The sequence below is a fragment of the Paracoccus zhejiangensis genome (assembly GCF_002847445.1).
Lineage (GTDB): Bacteria > Pseudomonadota > Alphaproteobacteria > Rhodobacterales > Rhodobacteraceae > Paracoccus > Paracoccus zhejiangensis.
On the sequence record NZ_CP025430.1, the window covers coordinates 593,079 to 608,590 of the forward strand.

The 15,512-nt window shown below is 68.7% G+C and carries 15 protein-coding genes; 10 read left to right on the forward strand and 5 right to left on the reverse strand.

Annotated elements, in window-relative coordinates:
* Positions 1 to 133: 133 nt before the first annotated feature.
* Positions 134 to 796, forward strand: a complete 663-nt coding sequence (locus CX676_RS03015; protein ID WP_101751294.1) for a TOPRIM nucleotidyl transferase/hydrolase domain-containing protein — start codon at positions 134 to 136, stop codon at positions 794 to 796.
* Here the strand turns inward: CX676_RS03015 and CX676_RS03020 are convergent, their stop codons facing one another.
* Positions 797 to 1,768, reverse strand: coding sequence for a zinc-binding metallopeptidase family protein (locus tag CX676_RS03020; protein WP_101751295.1), 972 nt, complete (start codon positions 1,766 to 1,768; stop codon positions 797 to 799). It lies immediately after the preceding gene.
* 278 nt (positions 1,769 to 2,046) lie between these two features.
* Here CX676_RS03020 and rplU point away from each other — a divergent pair, with 278 nt between their 5' ends.
* The 4 genes from rplU to CX676_RS03040 all read left to right on the forward strand — a co-directional run bounded on the left by rplU (position 2,047) and on the right by CX676_RS03040 (position 4,895).
* Positions 2,047 to 2,562, forward strand: coding sequence for a 50S ribosomal protein L21 (gene rplU, locus CX676_RS03025; RefSeq protein WP_101751296.1), 516 nt, complete (start codon positions 2,047 to 2,049; stop codon positions 2,560 to 2,562).
* 81 nt (positions 2,563 to 2,643) lie between these two features.
* Positions 2,644 to 2,916, forward strand: a complete 273-nt coding sequence (gene rpmA / locus CX676_RS03030) for a 50S ribosomal protein L27 (RefSeq protein ID WP_101751297.1) — start codon at positions 2,644 to 2,646, stop codon at positions 2,914 to 2,916.
* A gap of 100 nt (positions 2,917 to 3,016) precedes the next feature.
* Positions 3,017 to 3,562, forward strand: a complete 546-nt coding sequence (locus CX676_RS03035; RefSeq protein ID WP_101751298.1) for a GNAT family N-acetyltransferase — start codon at positions 3,017 to 3,019, stop codon at positions 3,560 to 3,562.
* A 307-nt stretch (positions 3,563 to 3,869) separates the two neighbouring features.
* A complete protein-coding gene (locus CX676_RS03040; RefSeq protein ID WP_408634473.1) occupies positions 3,870 to 4,895 on the forward strand; it encodes an LLM class flavin-dependent oxidoreductase in 1,026 nt (341 codons plus the stop codon).
* A gap of 51 nt (positions 4,896 to 4,946) precedes the next feature.
* Here the strand turns inward: CX676_RS03040 and CX676_RS23200 are convergent, their stop codons facing one another.
* Positions 4,947 to 7,001, reverse strand: a complete 2,055-nt coding sequence (locus CX676_RS23200; protein WP_101751299.1) for a calcium-binding protein — start codon at positions 6,999 to 7,001, stop codon at positions 4,947 to 4,949.
* A gap of 128 nt (positions 7,002 to 7,129) precedes the next feature.
* Between CX676_RS23200 and CX676_RS03050 the strand changes: the two genes are divergently transcribed.
* Positions 7,130 to 8,779 carry an ABC transporter ATP-binding protein/permease gene (locus CX676_RS03050; protein ID WP_101751300.1) on the forward strand — a complete coding sequence of 550 codons (1,650 nt, stop codon included), beginning with the start codon at positions 7,130 to 7,132 and terminating at the stop codon, positions 8,777 to 8,779.
* On the forward strand, positions 8,776 to 10,386 hold the full coding sequence (locus CX676_RS03055) for an amino acid ABC transporter ATP-binding/permease protein (protein ID WP_101751301.1): 1,611 nt from the start codon (positions 8,776 to 8,778) through the stop codon (positions 10,384 to 10,386). The genes CX676_RS03050 and CX676_RS03055 overlap by 4 nt, the downstream gene beginning before the upstream one ends.
* Before the next feature lie 15 nt (positions 10,387 to 10,401).
* On the opposite strand, the gene CX676_RS03060 is transcribed toward CX676_RS03055, so the two are convergent.
* The 3 genes from CX676_RS03060 to CX676_RS03070 form a co-directional block, all read right to left on the reverse strand.
* The gene (locus tag CX676_RS03060) at positions 10,402 to 11,091 is read right to left on the reverse strand and encodes an NUDIX hydrolase (protein ID WP_101751302.1); all 690 of its coding nucleotides are present in this window, start codon (positions 11,089 to 11,091) and stop codon (positions 10,402 to 10,404) included.
* Positions 11,088 to 11,528 (reverse strand): DUF983 domain-containing protein, encoded by a 441-nt coding sequence (locus tag CX676_RS03065; protein WP_101751303.1) that lies wholly within the window; start codon positions 11,526 to 11,528, stop codon positions 11,088 to 11,090. The genes CX676_RS03060 and CX676_RS03065 overlap by 4 nt, the downstream gene beginning before the upstream one ends.
* 173 nt (positions 11,529 to 11,701) lie before the next feature.
* The gene (locus CX676_RS03070) at positions 11,702 to 13,138 is read right to left on the reverse strand and encodes a diguanylate cyclase (RefSeq protein WP_101751304.1); all 1,437 of its coding nucleotides are present in this window, start codon (positions 13,136 to 13,138) and stop codon (positions 11,702 to 11,704) included.
* A gap of 229 nt (positions 13,139 to 13,367) precedes the next feature.
* Between CX676_RS03070 and CX676_RS03075 the strand changes: the two genes are divergently transcribed.
* From CX676_RS03075 to CX676_RS03085, 3 genes are all read left to right on the forward strand, one after another.
* The gene (locus CX676_RS03075) at positions 13,368 to 13,649 is read left to right on the forward strand and encodes a DUF3572 domain-containing protein (protein WP_101751305.1); all 282 of its coding nucleotides are present in this window, start codon (positions 13,368 to 13,370) and stop codon (positions 13,647 to 13,649) included.
* A 105-nt stretch (positions 13,650 to 13,754) separates the two neighbouring features.
* Positions 13,755 to 14,339, forward strand: coding sequence for a heme NO-binding domain-containing protein (locus CX676_RS03080; protein WP_101751306.1), 585 nt, complete (start codon positions 13,755 to 13,757; stop codon positions 14,337 to 14,339).
* On the forward strand, positions 14,336 to 15,412 hold the full coding sequence (locus CX676_RS03085; RefSeq protein ID WP_101751307.1) for a GGDEF domain-containing protein: 1,077 nt from the start codon (positions 14,336 to 14,338) through the stop codon (positions 15,410 to 15,412). The genes CX676_RS03080 and CX676_RS03085 overlap by 4 nt, the downstream gene beginning before the upstream one ends.
* Positions 15,413 to 15,512 lie beyond the last annotated feature (100 nt).

The window sequence follows — 15,512 nt, forward strand, 5'->3', positions numbered from 1 at the left end:
GCCCTTTGCGGTCATCGGGGAATTCGCCGCCTTTTAGGCGCTGCGGCGGGCAAGGGAAAGGGGCGATGGTTTTCCCCGGCCCCGCGCGGGGCTAGGCTGGCCCAAAGCGGTGCGATCTCGGGGAGGGAAGGGTTTGCGGCGAGCCAAACAATCCGACCGCGCGCTGGAGGTGCTGGCGGGCTATCGCCATGGCCCCGATGCGGCGCTGGCGGCGATCCGGGCGGGCATCGCGCAGGCGGACGCCGCGCGGGCGATCATTCTGGTCGAGGGGATCAGCGACCAGATCGCCATCGAGACGCTGGCCCGGCGATGTGGGCGCGATCTGGCCGCCGAGGGGGTGCTGGTCTTTCCGACCGGCGGCTCAGGCTCGCTGCGGCGCTATCTTGCCGAGTTTGCCGCTGCCGAGCCGCGTCCCATCCTCGCCGGGCTCTTCGACCGCGATGCGCTTCCGCTTCTCCGCCGCGCGCTGGCGGCGGCGGGCCTGGAGGCGTCCGAGAGTGTCACCGGCCTTGCAGAGCTTGGCTTTCACATCTCGACCCGCGATCTCGAGGACGAGCTGATCCGTGCCATCGGCCCGGCGCGGCTGGCGGCGCTGATCGCGGCCGAGGGCGAGGGTGGGGCGCTGGCGACGCTGGGGAAACCGGCCGAGTGGCGGGACCGACCGGCCGGGGACCTGCTGCACCGCTTCCTGCGCAGCAAGGCCAGCCGCAGCCTGCGCTATGCCCGGCTGATCGTCGAGGCGCTGGACGAGGACTGCATTCCGGCACCGCTGCGTGCCGTGCTGGCCTCGGTCTGACTAGGCCCCTTCCGCCAGATGGTTCTTCAACCAGCGATGGGCGAAGCCGATCTTCTGCCGCATCGGCGTGGTCAGCACGAAGGGATAGAGATCGGCATTGTCCAGCGCGCGGTTGATGTCGTTCACCGCGATGGCGACGCGGGCGGCGATGTCCAGAAGCGCCTCGGTGTCATCGGCGGCATAGGCGTCAAAGCCCTCGGGCAGGTCGGGCATCGAAAGGCCGGTGCTGACGAAACTGTCGGTCATGTCCACGAGATGCAGCAGATGGGCCACGGTCTCGGCCCAGTCCTCGTGCGGATGGGCACCTGCATAGGGGGTGATGAAAACATTGGTCCGGTCCGGCGGGGCGGCATAGTAGGTCTGCAGCGCCAGGCCGTAATCGGCGCGCTCGTCCCCGAACAGCGCGCGGAACCCCGGCAGGAAATTCGGCGAGACCGCCAGCCGGTCAAAGAAGAAATGCGCCAGCTCGTGGCGGAAATGCCCGACCATGCTGCGATATTGCTCGCCCAGTTCCTGCCGGCGCTGCAGCCGGATCAGCTCGTCGGCCTCGGTCACGTTGATGGTGATCTCGCCGCCCATATGGCCCATGGTGATCTGCTGGACGCGGCCGCCCATATCCTCGGACAGCATCAGGAAACGCGGGCGCGGGCCGGGATCGGATGCGGTGAACCAGTTCCACTTGGCGACATTGGCCAGCACCCATCGCTTGGCGCGCTCGGCCCGGTTCAGCAGCTGGATATTGTTGCCGGCGCTGAGGTCGGGCACCACCTGCGACAGCGCGCAGGAGGCGCAGAAGGCGCCCAGATCGCCCGCGATCCAGTTGCAGGCGATCGGGCCGCGATTGGGGCAGGGCGGGGCGGCGTTCAGCATCAGGGCGCGGGCAGGGTCGAAATAGAGATCGTGACCACAGGGACAGCTGAGGCTGTGGAAATAGGCGCGGCGGCCGCAGGCGGGACAGGCAAAGCGTTGCATGGGTTGGCAAGGTTCCTTTCGCGGGACAATGCCTTGCGGGCCGGGCGGGTTCCGGGTCATGATCACGCGAGCGACACCCGTCGCCACCCCCTGCATCGCTTGACTTGCCCCCCCGAATCCGCCATATAGCCGCGGACCGGCCAGGCAAACGCTTTTGGCCGGTGCGTTATTTTCAACACCACCCAATCGACAGGGTGCGCTGTCCGACGGCGGGTCAGGCCCGGCAACACCTGCGCAGGCAGGGGCCACAGGACGCGGCAAATGAAGGAAGACAAGGCATGTTCGCGGTTCTGAAAACCGGTGGCAAGCAGTACAAGGTGCAGGCGGGTGACGTCCTGCGCGTCGAGAAACTGGCCGCCAATGCAGGCGATACCGTCCAGTTCAACGAGATTCTGATGGTCGGCTCGACCCTCGGCGCGCCGCTGGTGGCGGGTGCCGGCGTGCAGGCCGAAGTGATCGAGCAGATCAAGGCTGACAAGGTCATCACCTATGTCAAGCGCCGCCGCAAGCACAGCTCGCAGCGCACCCGTGGCCACCGCCAGCAACTGACGCTGCTGCGCGTGACCGAGGTGCTGGAATCGGGCGCCGACAAGTCGGGCGTGAAGGAAGCCATCGGCTTCCGCACCGCCGGCGCGTCCTTCGTCGCGGCCCCGGCTGCCGACAAGAAGCCCGCTGCCAAGGCCAAGAAACCCGCCAAGGCGAAGGTCGAGGCTGCTGACGCCGCCGCGCCCGCCAAAGCGGCGAAGAAGCCGGCCAAGGCCAAGAAAGCCGCCGAGACTTCGGACGAAGCCTGATCGCTGCTGGGGCCCCGATGGCCCCGCTGAACGGAACAAGTCGGCCGGTTGATCCGGCCAGAGTGCAAGAGGACTAAAGTCATGGCACACAAGAAAGCAGGCGGTTCGTCCCGCAACGGCCGCGACTCGGCCGGTCGTCGTCTCGGCGTCAAGCTGTATGGCGGTCAGGAAGCCATCGCCGGCAACATCATCGTGCGTCAGCGCGGTACCAAGATGTGGGCCGGCGCCAATGTCGGCATGGGCAAGGATCACACCCTGTTCGCCCTGACCGATGGCGCGGTGACCTTCACCAAGGGCCTGAAGGGCCGCACCTTCGTCTCGATTATGCCCGCCAATATCGAGGCAGCCGAATAACGGCCGATTGAGATACGTACAGTATCGGGGGATCGGCTCAGCCGGTCCCCCTTTTCATTTTCGCCGCCGTGTTCTGGCGGCACCCGGGAGGAACATTCACATGGTTGATCTGGCCCCCGCCACGTCGATCCAGCCGACAATCGAGACGCCGCGCTTCCTGCTGCGTCCGCTGCGCCCGTCCGATGCCGGGCTTCTGGCCCATTACACCGCCGACAAGCGCGTGGCCGAGGGCACCCGCGCCATTCCCCATCCGCTGCCGCCCGGCGCCTCGGAAGGCTTCATCAAGCGCGCGCTGGCGCCCGAGCGCAGCGAGGATGTCTGGGCCATCGACGGCAGCGCCAACCGCCTGGCCGAACTGCTGGGCGTGGTCTCGCTGACCCGGCTCGAGGATCAGCAGTCGGAACTGGGCTTCTGGATCGGGGCCGGCTTCTGGAACACCGGCTTTGCCACCGAGGCGGTCGAGGCATTGGTCGCGGCCAATCCCCATGGTGCGCGCACCCTCTTCGCCGAGGCGTTCCAGGACAATCCGGGTTCGGCCCGCGTCCTGACCAATTGCGGCTTTGCCTACCTGGGCGATGCCGAAAGCTGGTCGGTGGCGCGCCAGGCCCGGGTGCCGACCTGGACCTACCTGCGCCGGATGGACTGAGTGGCTGGTAGCTGAACAGCGACCTGGCCCGGAATGAAGGTGCGCAGCACCGCCGGGCCAGCGGCCTGCCGTCCCGGCGGCTGGCCGCTCTGGTGACCACCCGCGCCGTGCAGTTGTTCGATATGCTGGAGCCATAAAGCTCTGTCGTTCGGCCGCCGCAGCGGCCATCCACGGCAGGCCGCCGGCCCTCGGTCATGCTTCTTCCCACCCGAAAACCGTAGCCCAGATCTGCACGATCTGCAAAAAAGCCGTCGCGTTCGTCGCGCCGGCTCTTTTCGTGACGCGGATGGCTTCCTAGCTATCCCCCATGACACATGCGATCCCCTATTCCGTTCTCGACCTGTCGCCCGTGCCCGAGGGCTCGGATGCCGGACAGGCCATCGCCAACACGCTGGACCTCGCGCAGAAAGCCGAGGGCTGGGGTTACCACCGCTACTGGATGGCCGAGCATCACAACATGCCCGGCATCGCCAGCGCCGCGACCGCGGTGCTGATCGGGCTTGTCGCCGCGAAGACCAAGACCATCCGCGTCGGCTCGGGCGGCATCATGCTGCCGAACCACGCGCCGCTGACCGTGGCCGAGGCCTTCGGCACGCTGGCCACCGCCTTTCCCGGTCGCATCGACCTGGGGCTGGGCCGTGCGCCCGGCGGCGATGGCGCGGTGATCCGGGCGCTTCGCCGCGACCCGATGGCGGACAGTTTCCCGCAGGACGTGGTCGAACTGATGGAATATCTCGGCCCCGAGCGGCCGGGCGCCGCCGTCCGCGCGCTGCCGGGCGAGGGCACCAATGTGCCGATCTGGATGCTGGGCAGCTCGCTTTTCGGGGCGCAGCTCGCCGCTTACCTGGGGCTGCCCTATGCCTTTGCCAGCCATTTCGCCCCCGGCGATCTGGACGATGCGGTCACCGTTTACCGCGAGCGGTTCAAGCCCACGGCGCAAAACCCCGAGCCGCGCTTCATGCTGGCCGCGAATGTCTTTGCCGCCGACAGCACCGACGAGGCGCAATATCTGAAGACCACGATGATGCAGGCCTTTGCCAAGCTGCGCACGGGGATGCCGGGCAAGCTGCCCGCACCGGTGCGCGACATCGATGCGGTGATCCCGCCGGCCATCCGCCGCGGCGTCGACGAGGCCATGCGGATCAGCGCCATCGGCACGCGTGACCAGGTGCGCGACCAGCTGGCCGCGCTGATCGACCGCTACCAGCCCGACGAAGTGATCCTGACCGGGCAGATCCACGACCATGCCGCGCGGCTGCACAGCTTCGAACTGGCCGCCGAGGCGATGCAGTCGCTGGCCGGGGCGCATCCTGCCGCGAAAGCGGCGGTCTGACGGGCGCCGCGCAGGCGGCGTCGTGATCGCTCGCGCGGTCAAGGAAGGCCGTCAAAGAAAGATGAAATCGCCCGCATCGAGATGACCGGTGCGGGCGTGGTCCAGCAGGATCGCGGTGCCATCGGGCAGGGCGATCCGCACATCGTCCCCGACCTGCCGGAAATAGCGCCTGACCTCGGCAAAGCTGTCCATGTGGCTGCTGTCGAGGAAGACCAGCCGGTCGATGCCATTCTGCCAGCCGATGACCGTGTCGCGACCGCCCTTGCCCTCGAAATAGAAATAATCGGTGCCGATCCCGCCGATCAGCCGGTCATGGCCCGGGCCGCCGCGCAGACGGTCCACCCCGTTGCCGCCGATCAGCAGGTCATCCCCGGCCTCACCGTAAAGCGTGTCATCGCCATCAGCGCCCTGAAGGTTGTCATTCTGGTTGCCGCCCCCGAGCCGGTCGTTGCCAGCCTCGCCCAGCAGCGTATCGGCGCCATCGCCACCATTGAGCAGGTCGTGATCGGTCGAGGCCGCCAGCCAGTCATTGCCAGTGCCGCCCGACAGGTTGTCGCGCCCGGGACCGGCCAGCAGCGTATCATTGCCGTTGCCGCCCGACAGCAGGTCATTGCCGATGCCACCATCCAGCCGGTCATGGCCATCCTCGCCATACAGCCGGTCATCGCCCGCCTCGCCCAGCAGCGTGTCGCCATCCCCGGCGCCGAGCAGAAGATCGTGATCGGTCGATCCCCACAGCCGGTCGCTGCCGCTGCCGCCGGTCAAGCTGTCGCGCTCGGACCCGCCCAGCAGCACGTCGTTGCCGGCCCCACCCGACAGCAGGTCGTTGCCGGGCCCGCCCTCCAGCCGGTCCACCCCGTCCTCGCCATAGAGCCGGTCATGGCCGGCTTCACCCAGCAGCCGGTCATCGCCCATACCGCCGGCGAGGTGGTCCTGACCGCTACCGCCCTGCAACAGGTCGATGCCGCCATAGCCGGCCAGCAGGTTGTTTCCGGCATTGCCGGTCAGGCGGTTGGGCTGCTCATTGCCGCGCAGGGTATAGGACGCTGAACCCAGAAGCGTCGCGTGCTCGAGATTGGCGAAGACGCCGACCAGCTGGATCGAGGCGGCGATGCGGATCAGGTCCGCGCCCTCTCCCGGGCGCTCGTCGATCACATCGCCCGGATCATCGACCTGGTAGATGTCATTGCCAATCCCTCCGCTCAGCGTGTCGCTTCCCGCCCCGCCGATCAGCTCGTCATCGCCCTCGCCGCCGGTCAGCCCGTCATTGCCGTCGCCGCCCTCCAGCCGGTCATTGCCCGCGCCGCCGTCGATCAGGTCATTGCCACCCCGGCCTGACAGCCGGTTCGCGCCGGCATTGCCGGTCAGAAGGTTGTCGGTGTCACCGCCCCAGCCGCTCAGCGCGGCCATGCCCAGCAGGACCAGTTCCTCGACCTGCCCGGCGGCACGGGCGAGGTCATAGCTAACCGTGCTCTCCACCCGGTCCTGCCCGGAGGTGTCGTCCACCTGGTCGCCGGCCGCATCGACGACGAAGATGTCATCGCCCTCGCCGCCCACCATCAGGTCAGCGCCGCTGCCGCCATCCAGCCGGTCATTGCCCCCATGGCCGTGGAGGCGGTCATCGCCGGCCTGACCGCTGATCTGGTTGTCCTCGCCATTGCCGATGATCAGGTTGGCAATGTCATTACCCTGCAGGACCAGGTTGCCTGACCCGATGGCAAAAATCTCTTCGACCTCGGCGGCCTGATCCAGCAGCGAGAAGCTGCAAAGGGCAAAGACCCGGTCATAGCCGCCGGCCGGCCCTGCGACATCGATGATGATCTCGCCGGGCTGGTAGACGAAATAGAGGTCGTCACCAGTGCCGCCGACCAGCAGGTTGATCCCCGTCCCGCCATCCAGCACGTCACCGCCGTCGCCGCCCTCCAGCGTGTCATTGCCCGCATCGCCGAAAAGGCTGTCATTGCCGTCGCCGCCCTGCAGCAGGTCGTCCCCGTCGAGCGCGGTGATCTGGTCATCGCCGCCCAGTCCCCGGATCAGGTCGGCCCCGGCGCTGCCGGTCAGCAGGTTGTCGCCCGCGTCGCCATCGAGACTGGCCGGATCAGACATGGGCGACCCCTTCACGGTTGAGACAGGGGGCAGGCTAGCAGCACCGGCCTAATCCCCGGTTAATCGCCGCCGCGTCGGGGACAGCCGGTCGCATTGACCTTGCCGCCAAATCCCGGAATGGAGGGCGCATGAGCAGAGCCAGTGCCAATGACCGAGCAGACCTCGAACGGATCACGCGGGACCAGTCGGGCCAGTTGAAACGCGCCGCCGTGCTGGCGACGCTGGCCGAGGCGCTGTGGACCCTTCAGGCCGGGCTGGTGGCGCTGGTGCTGGCGGGGCTCGCCCAAGGCACGGAAACGGCGGGGCGGGATCTGCTGCTCGGCACGGGAGGCTTCCTGCTGGTCGGGCTGGTCCGTGCCGGGTTGAACGCGCTGGCCGGCCTGCGGCTGGCCCGGGCCGGCGATGCGCTGACCGGGGTGTGGCGCGCGAAGCTGCTGGAACGGGCGGACCGGCGCGCGCCCGAGGCCGGGGCGGCGCCTTCGGCAACGATCGCGGCGCTGGCCACCGACAAGCTGGCGCTGCTGCTGCCCTATCTGCGCCGCTGGCCGGTGGCGCGGATGCGGGTCGCGACCGTTCCGCTGCTGATCCTTTTGCTCGCCCTGACCATCTCCTGGGCGGCGGCGCTGATCTTTGCGATCACCGGGCCGCTGATCCCGGTCTTCATGGCGCTGGTCGGCATGGCCGCCGGGCAGGCCAGCCGCGAGCGGATGGACGAGATCTCGGACATGAACGCGCTGCTGGTCGAGCGGCTGACGGCGCTGACCGATATCCGTCTGCTCGACGCGCGCGGGACCATGCTGGCCGGCTTTGCGGAGACCGCCGACCGGCTGCGCCGCCGCACCATGCGGGTGCTGGCGCTGGCCTTTCTCTCCAGCACGGTGCTGGAACTCTTCTCGGCGCTCGGCGTGGCGATGATGGCGCTTTATGTCGGCTTCTCGCTGCTGGGGCTGATCGATTTCGGTCTCTGGCGCGAGGGGCTGGGGCTGGGGCAGGGGATATTCCTGCTGATGCTGGCCCCGGCCTTCTACCAGCCGATGCGCGACCTGGCGGCAGCCTGGCATGACCGCGCCGATGCGCTGGCGCTGGCCCGCGATCTGGCGGCCGAGATGGATCGTCCCGCGCCGCAGATTCTGGGCGAGGGCGGCGCGGCGGTAGCGATGGGATTCACCGGCTTGCAGCTGCGGGGTGTCAGCATCGAGGGTCGCGCGATCCCCGATTTCGATCTTGCCCCGGGCGAGAGCCTTGCGCTGACCGGGCCGTCTGGTGCGGGAAAATCGCGGCTGATCGCCCTGCTGGCGGGGCTGGGCGAGGCTGCGCCGGGGCAGGTGCTTGTCAGCGGCCAGCCCATCGGACCGGACACGGCCGATGGATGGCGGGCCGGGCTGGCGCTGATCCCGCAGCAGGTCCACTTCGGCGATGAGACGCTGGCCGAGACGCTGGGGGTTGGTCCTGACGGGGCCGAGGGTCTGGAGGAGGCGCTGCGGCTGGCCCATGCACAGGACATCGTCGCGCGGCTGCCAGAGGGGTTGCAGACCCGGCTTGGCGAGCGCGGGGCCGGGGTTTCGGGCGGCGAGGCGCGGCGGCTGATGATTGCCCGCGCGGCCCTGCGCCGCCCCGCGCTGCTGCTGGCCGACGAGCCGACCGCCGATCTGGATGACGAGACCGCCGCCGAGGTCATCGCGGGGCTTATGGACCTGCACCGCGCCGGCGCCACGCTGGTCGTCGCAAGCCACGACCCGCGGCTGATCGCGGCGATGGGGCGGAGGATCGCGCTGTGAACCACCTTGCCCCCTTCCTGCGCCGGATCTGGGTCATTGAGCGCCCGGCGCTGATCCGCGGCCTGGTCCTGTCGCTGGTCGTGCTGCTGGCCGGGATCGCGCTTCTGGGCCTCTCGGGCTGGTTCATCACCGCCGCCGGCATCGCCGGGCTGGCGGGGCTGGGCATCACCTTCGAGATCTTCCGCCCCGCCTCGGGCGTGCGCTTCCTTGCGCTGACCCGCACGGTGGCGCGCTATGGCGAGCGGATGCTGACCCATGACGCCACGCTGCGGGTTCTGGCCGGCTGGCGGGTGCAGCTGCTGGCGGCGCTGGCGCTGGCCGGTCACGGGCTGCAGTCGCGGCTGCGCGGCGGGGCGGTGCTGAACCGGCTGACGGCGGATGTGGATGCACTGGACGGGCTGGCGATCCGGCTGGTCTTCCCGGTCCTCGCCGGGCTGCTGAGCCTCTCGGTCGCCGGGGCGTTCCTGTGGTGGCTGGTGCTGCCCACTGTCGCCTTGTGGATCACCGGCTGCAGTCTGCTGGGCGCGGGTCTGCTGGCGCTCATGGCTGGGTCGCCGGCGGCGCGCGAGGCCGAGCGGGCCGAGGCGGCGCGGCAATCCCTGCGCGCGGCGATGATCGATCACCTGCGCAGCCGCTCGGCCCTGGCGGTCGAGGGGCGGCTGCCCTCGGCGCGGGCGGCAGCCCTGTCCCATGACAGCGCGGCGCGGGCAGCGGCGCTGCGGTTGGCGGGGATCGAGATCAGCCTTGATGCGGCCTTGCTGGCACTGAACGCGCTGACCGCTGCCGGGGCGCTGGTCATTGCCGGTCAGGCGGTGCTGGCGGGCGCGCTCGATCCGGCGCGAGCGGCGCTGGCGTTTTTCGCGGCGCTGGCGGTGGCCGAGGTGATGGCGCCCCTCTCACGCGCCATTGCCGACTATGGCCGGATGCGCGGCGCGGCAGCGCGGCTGACCCCGCTGATGCAGGCTGCGCCCGAGGCCGAGGGTCCGGGGATTCCCGCCGCGCCATCAGGCGGGCTGGACGTCGAGGCGCTGGTCGTCGGTTTGGACGGGGTGCCGCTGATGCACCCGCTCGATCTGGCCGTCGCGCCGGGCGAGACCGTGGCGCTTTCGGGGCGCAGCGGGCTGGGCAAGACCACACTCCTTGACACAATTGCCGGGCTGCGCCCGCCGCTGTCGGGCCGGATCGCGCTGGGGCAGGGCGCTGAGGACGAGGTGGCGCTGCGGCAGATGCTCGGCTATCTGACCCAGCGGCCGGCGCTGACGAGCGGCACCATCGCCGAGGCGCTGCTGCTGGGCAGGCCCGATGCGACGGCCGAGGACATGGCGAAGGTGCTGGAGGTCGTGGCCCTGCCGCTGCCGCTGGAGCGCCGCTTGGGCGAGGCCGGACAGGGGCTTTCCGGCGGCGAGGCGCGGCGGCTGGCGCTGGCGCGGGTGCTGATCCGGCGGCCGGCTATCCTGATGCTCGACGAGCCGACCGAAGGCTTGGACGAACCCACCGCGCGGCAGGTTCTGGCGGGCATCCGCGCCTATCTGCCCGATGCCGCGATCCTCATCGCCTCGCACCGCCCGGCAGAGCGTGACGCGGCGGGTCGCGTCATCGCGCTGTGACCGAAGGCAGGCGGGTCAGCTGATCTGGGCGAAACGCGGCGTGGCGTTGCGGTTGTCGAAGAAGGGCACCGTATCCGGCGCCTGCAGCGGGCCATCGCCCGACTCGGCCACCAGTTCTGCCACCTCGGCCAGTACCACCTCGGTGATGAATGGCAGGTTCAGTGCCCGCGCTTCGTCCAGCGGGACCCAGTGCAGGTGCGACAACTCGTCAGCGGCGGCGCTGAAATCGTCGGGATCATTGCTGAGCGTGGCGGCATCGGCGATGAAGAAGCGCGCGTCAAAGCGGCGCGGACGGCCCGGCGGAGTGATGGCGCGAAAGACGTAATGCAGCGCCCCGGCATCGGGCGTCAGCCCGGCCTCGGCATAGCCCGGCCAGTCGCAGCCCACACCTTCCTTGCGGCCGATCATCAGCCCGGTTTCCTCGACCAGTTCGCGCAGCGCGGCGGCGGCAAGGGCCGGCGCATCGATGGCGACGCCCGGACGTGGCTCCTGCGCCAGCCGGCCGAGGCTCGGTTCGGCCAGCCCGGCAGCCAGTGCGACCGCGCCGTCTCCGGCATCGACGGCGCCGCCGGGAAAGACGTATTTCGACGGCATGAACGCGGCCTTGTCGCCGCGCATCCCCATCAGCACGCTGGCGCCCTGCGGCCCGCGACGCAGCAGGATGACGGTGGCGGCGTCGCGGATCGGCGGGTCGCCCGCTGTCATGCGGATTTCGTCGCTGCGGGCAGGCCGAAGCCGTGCATCCGCCGTGCCCATTGCAGCCCGACCCAGGCGCCCTTGATCCGGGGCAGCATCAGGAGACAGGCCAACACCGTGCCGATGCCGAAGCCCAGGAGCAGGCTGAGGGCCGAGGGGCGATAGGCGATGAAGATGTAAAGCAGCAGCGGCGTCGCGATATGCGAGACGATGAGAATGGTCAGGTAGGCCGGGCCGTCATCGGCCCGCTGGTGATGCAGTTCTTCGCCGCAATTCGGGCAATGGTCGTTGACCTTCAGATAGCCGTCGAAAATCTTGCCCTCGCCACAGGCGGGGCAGCGGCCCATGGCGCCGCGCAGCATGGCCGGACGGGTCGGCCGGTCGTTCTCGGTGGCGCCGGATTGGGTCGAATAGCCCCCGGCGACCGTTCCTTGGTCGGTGTTCATCGCAACTTGTCCTATTTGGTGACAGGAACAATCTAGGAAGCGAGACCCCGCGCAACCACTGCGAAAATGTCGCACCCCCTTTGACTTGACCCGAGTTTGCCCTGTCTGGCGGGGAATGTCACGACAGCGGAGGGTATGATTCAAGACCTGCCGGGAAATGTGCCGGGCGGACCCTACCTGCCCGAGACACCGGCCCGCGATGCGGACTGCGGCCATTGCCAGGCTGTCCTCAGCGCCGAGGCGCGGATCACCCGGTTCCGGCCAAGCGATTTCGCCTCCAGCATGGCCCGGTCGGCCTGATCCATGGCATCTTCGGCAACCCGCAAGGGTTCGGCACAGCGGCCCTCGACCGGGCAGCCGGTGGCAATGCCGATCGACAGCGTCACCTGCAGATCGCCGCCGCCGACACGCTCGGGCAGGATCACCGGTTCGGCCATCACCGCCTGGCGCACGGTTTCGGCCATGCCCATCGCCTCGTCGGCATCCGTCTGCGGCAGCACGGCCACGAATTCCTCGCCGCCGACGCGGGCGACCAGCACGCTTTCGGGCAGGGCAGCATCGATACGCGCGGCGATCTCGACCAGCACCGCATCGCCCGCGGCATGACCGAAGCGATCGTTGACCTGCTTGAACCGGTCAAGGTCCATGGCCAGGATCGAGAAGGGCGCGCCCTGTTCCTGCGCCTCCTGCGCGATGGCGGTCAGTCGCGGCAGGGCATAGCGGCGATTGTAGAGCCCGGTCAGCGAATCGGTCATCGCCCAGACCCGGTGACGCTCGGCCTCGGCCCGGTAACGGTCGGTCTGGCGCTTGCGGCGGATCTGCGCGGTGATGGTGATGGCCGTCGCCTCGACCGCCGCATCGGTCTGCAGCGCCAAGGGCATGGTGTCGCCCGCGCCCAGATCGAGTGCGATGGTGGCGATGTCCGAACGACCCTGCGGCACCGCCATGATGAAGGAGGCATCGCGCGAACCTGTGCGCGAGCGCAGTTCGGCCAGCAGCCGCAGCCCCTCGCCCTGGTGTTCGAGATCCGAGGCGATCACGTAAAGCTCGGCCGGCTTGTTGCGCGCGGCGGCGGCCAGCGCCTGTTCGGCATCATTGACGGTGAAGTTGAGTGGCAGGCGCTGCGACAGAAGGTGCTTCCAGCCGAGCGCGCGGCTTGGCGTGTCGGCCACCAGCGTGACCGTGCCGCGCAGCGGTGCCTCGAACCCGGCGGCCGCCTCGGCCATACCCGGCATCGCGCCCAGAAATTCCCGTTCGCGCAGCAGGCTGCGGATGCGGGCGAGCAGCATCTGCTCGTCGATACGCGGGTCCAGCGCCGCCGTCGCCCCGGCCCGCAGCGCCTCGATCTGACGTGCCGCATCGCATTGCACCAGCAGCGGAACCGTCGCGGTGGCCGCGTCCTGCCGCAGCCTTCGGCACAGCGCCACCGGGTCGTCGCCGGTCAGCGAGGCACCAAGGATGATCAGGTCCGGCCGTTCGCGCATCGCCAGCGCCATCACCTGTTCGGTCGTCTCGGCCGTCAGCACGTCATGGCAGGCGGCCGACAGCCTGACCTTCAGCATGATTCGATTGGTGGCAAGCCCGTCAGCGATGAGGATTCGTCCGGTCATGCGGCCGATCTTCCTTTGTCTTATTCCCTTGGAGACAAGACTCGCAGAGAAAGTTTAACAAACGGTTTCCCCGGGGAACAAATTTGCGGAATCTGCAGAAATTGTCCTGACCCCGCGCGTGACCTCCGGCCTCGACGCCGAAAAAACGTTCAAAAACAATTGAAGTGATTGCAATTTCCCGGAAGGCGGGAAAGCATCGGCGTCTGAGACTGATCGACGGGACGGGCAGATGCTTTCAGAATCGCGGGCAAGGGACTTGGCAGCGGATGCCCTGGGCTTCATCGCCGCGGACCCCGAACTGGTCACCGCGCTGCTCGATGTTTCGGGACTGCAGCCGGGCGATCTGCGCAAGGCTGCCGCGAAGCCCGAATTCGGCCTGTTCCTGCTGGATTTCATCCTGCAGGACGACCGACGGGTCCTTGCCTTTGCGGCGGATCGGGCGGTTCCGCCCGAGGCTGTTCTGCAGGCGCGCGAATGGCTGATCCATGGCGGGGACGGCCGCGATGGCTGACCCGTTCGATAGGGCTGCGACCCAAGGTCACGGGATCGTGCCAAATCGCATTCTGTTTCGATTTCTTAACCGTTCGCCGCTAAGATCGGTACCGAAGAGGAGAGAATGCACGGTCTGATCAATCGCTCGATCGAGGGGTTCCTGCGCGACACCTATGGCGACGCCTTCTGGGCCGATGTCGCCGAGGCATCGGGTATCGATGCCCGCGGCTTCCAGACCGTTCGGCTTTATCCCGACTCGATCAGCCAAGCGCTGATCAACCAGGCCTCTCAGCGTCTGGACAAGCCCGAGACCGCGCTGCTCGAGGACCTGGGGGCCTGGCTGGCGCGGGTCGAGCCGGTGCGCCGGCTGTTGCGCTTCTCGGGCCGCAGCTTCGTCGATTTCCTGCATTCGCTGGAAGAGTTGAAGGGGCGGGCGCATATGGTGATCCCCGACCTCGGCATGCCGCGCATCCGCGTCGAGCCGGGGGGCGAGGATGAATTGCGCATCGTCATGCCCGATTGCTTCAACGAATGGCGCAGCGTCATGGCCGGGCTGCTGCGCGGCATGGCGGATGATTACGGCGTGCTGGGCCTGATCTCGGTCGAGGGAAATGCGGTAAAGGTCACCATCTCGCATGAAAGCTTCAGCGAGGGGCGCGGGTTCGAGCTTGGCGCCGGCCCGCTGCATCGGGACGAGGGTGCGGCATGACCCAGCTTCCCGATCCCGAACCCTCTGCCCCGCCGCTGTCCCGGGCGGCGGATGTGCTGTTCACCCCGACGATTCTCGATGATCTCTTGCCCATGCACCTGATGATCGAGGCCGATGGCCGCATCGGCTCCGCCGGGCCGACGCTGCGCAAGATCGTGCCTGCCGGTCCGGCGCGCCTGTCCGATGTCTTCGTGCTGACCCGTCCGGTGGCGCAGGAGGACGATCATCAGGCGCTGATCCTCGCCGCGCACCAGGCCGAACGGGTGTTCCTGCGCATGATCGCGCCGCCGCAGCTGTCGCTGCGCGGCCACGCGGTCGAGATCGGGGCCGGGCGGCTGCTGTTGAACCTCGGCTTCGGCATCGCGCTGGTCGATGCGGTGCGGGAACTGGAGCTGAAGGACAGCGATTTCGCCCCGGCCGAGCTGGCGATGGAGCTTTTGTTCCTGCACGAGGCCAATCGCGCGGTGATGGGCGAGCTGTCGCGCTTCAACCTACGGCTAGAGGAGGCGCGCGAGGTGGCCGAAACCCAGGCCTTCAGCGATCCGCTGACCGGGCTCTACAACCGGCGCGGGCTGGAGATCGCGCTGGCCATGGCGCTGCGGGCGGCGACCGCGCGGCCATCGGGCCCGGCAGGGGTCGCGGCACGGCCCGGATTCGCGCTGGCTCACCTGGATCTCGACCGCTTCAAGGAGGTGAATGACCAATACGGCCATGCGGCGGGCGACCAGGTGCTGTGCCGGGTGGCCGAGGTCCTGCGCAGCGAGACCCGCAGCAATGACACCGTTGCCCGGGTTGGCGGCGATGAATTCGTGCTGATCCTGCCCGGCATGACCGCCACCGCGCCGCTGGAGCGTCTGGCGCAGCGCATCATCGCCGAGATCGAGCGGCCGATCCTGCTGGACGAAGGCGAGTGCCTGATCTCGGTCAGCATCGGCATCACCCTGTCCTCGCTCTATGATCCGCCGGTGGCGGAAACGTTGCTGGCCGATGCGGATGCCGCGCTCTACCGCTCGAAACATGCCGGTCGTGCGCGGGCCTCGATCCATGATCCGGGGCAGGAGGGGACGGGCTGAGCCGCCGGGGTGCGGGGCCGGGCGTTCCCGCGGGCCGAATTGACGGGTGACGGAAGGGCTTGGAGCGCCGCGTTTCGCAGGCTAAACCTCGGTTATGAGG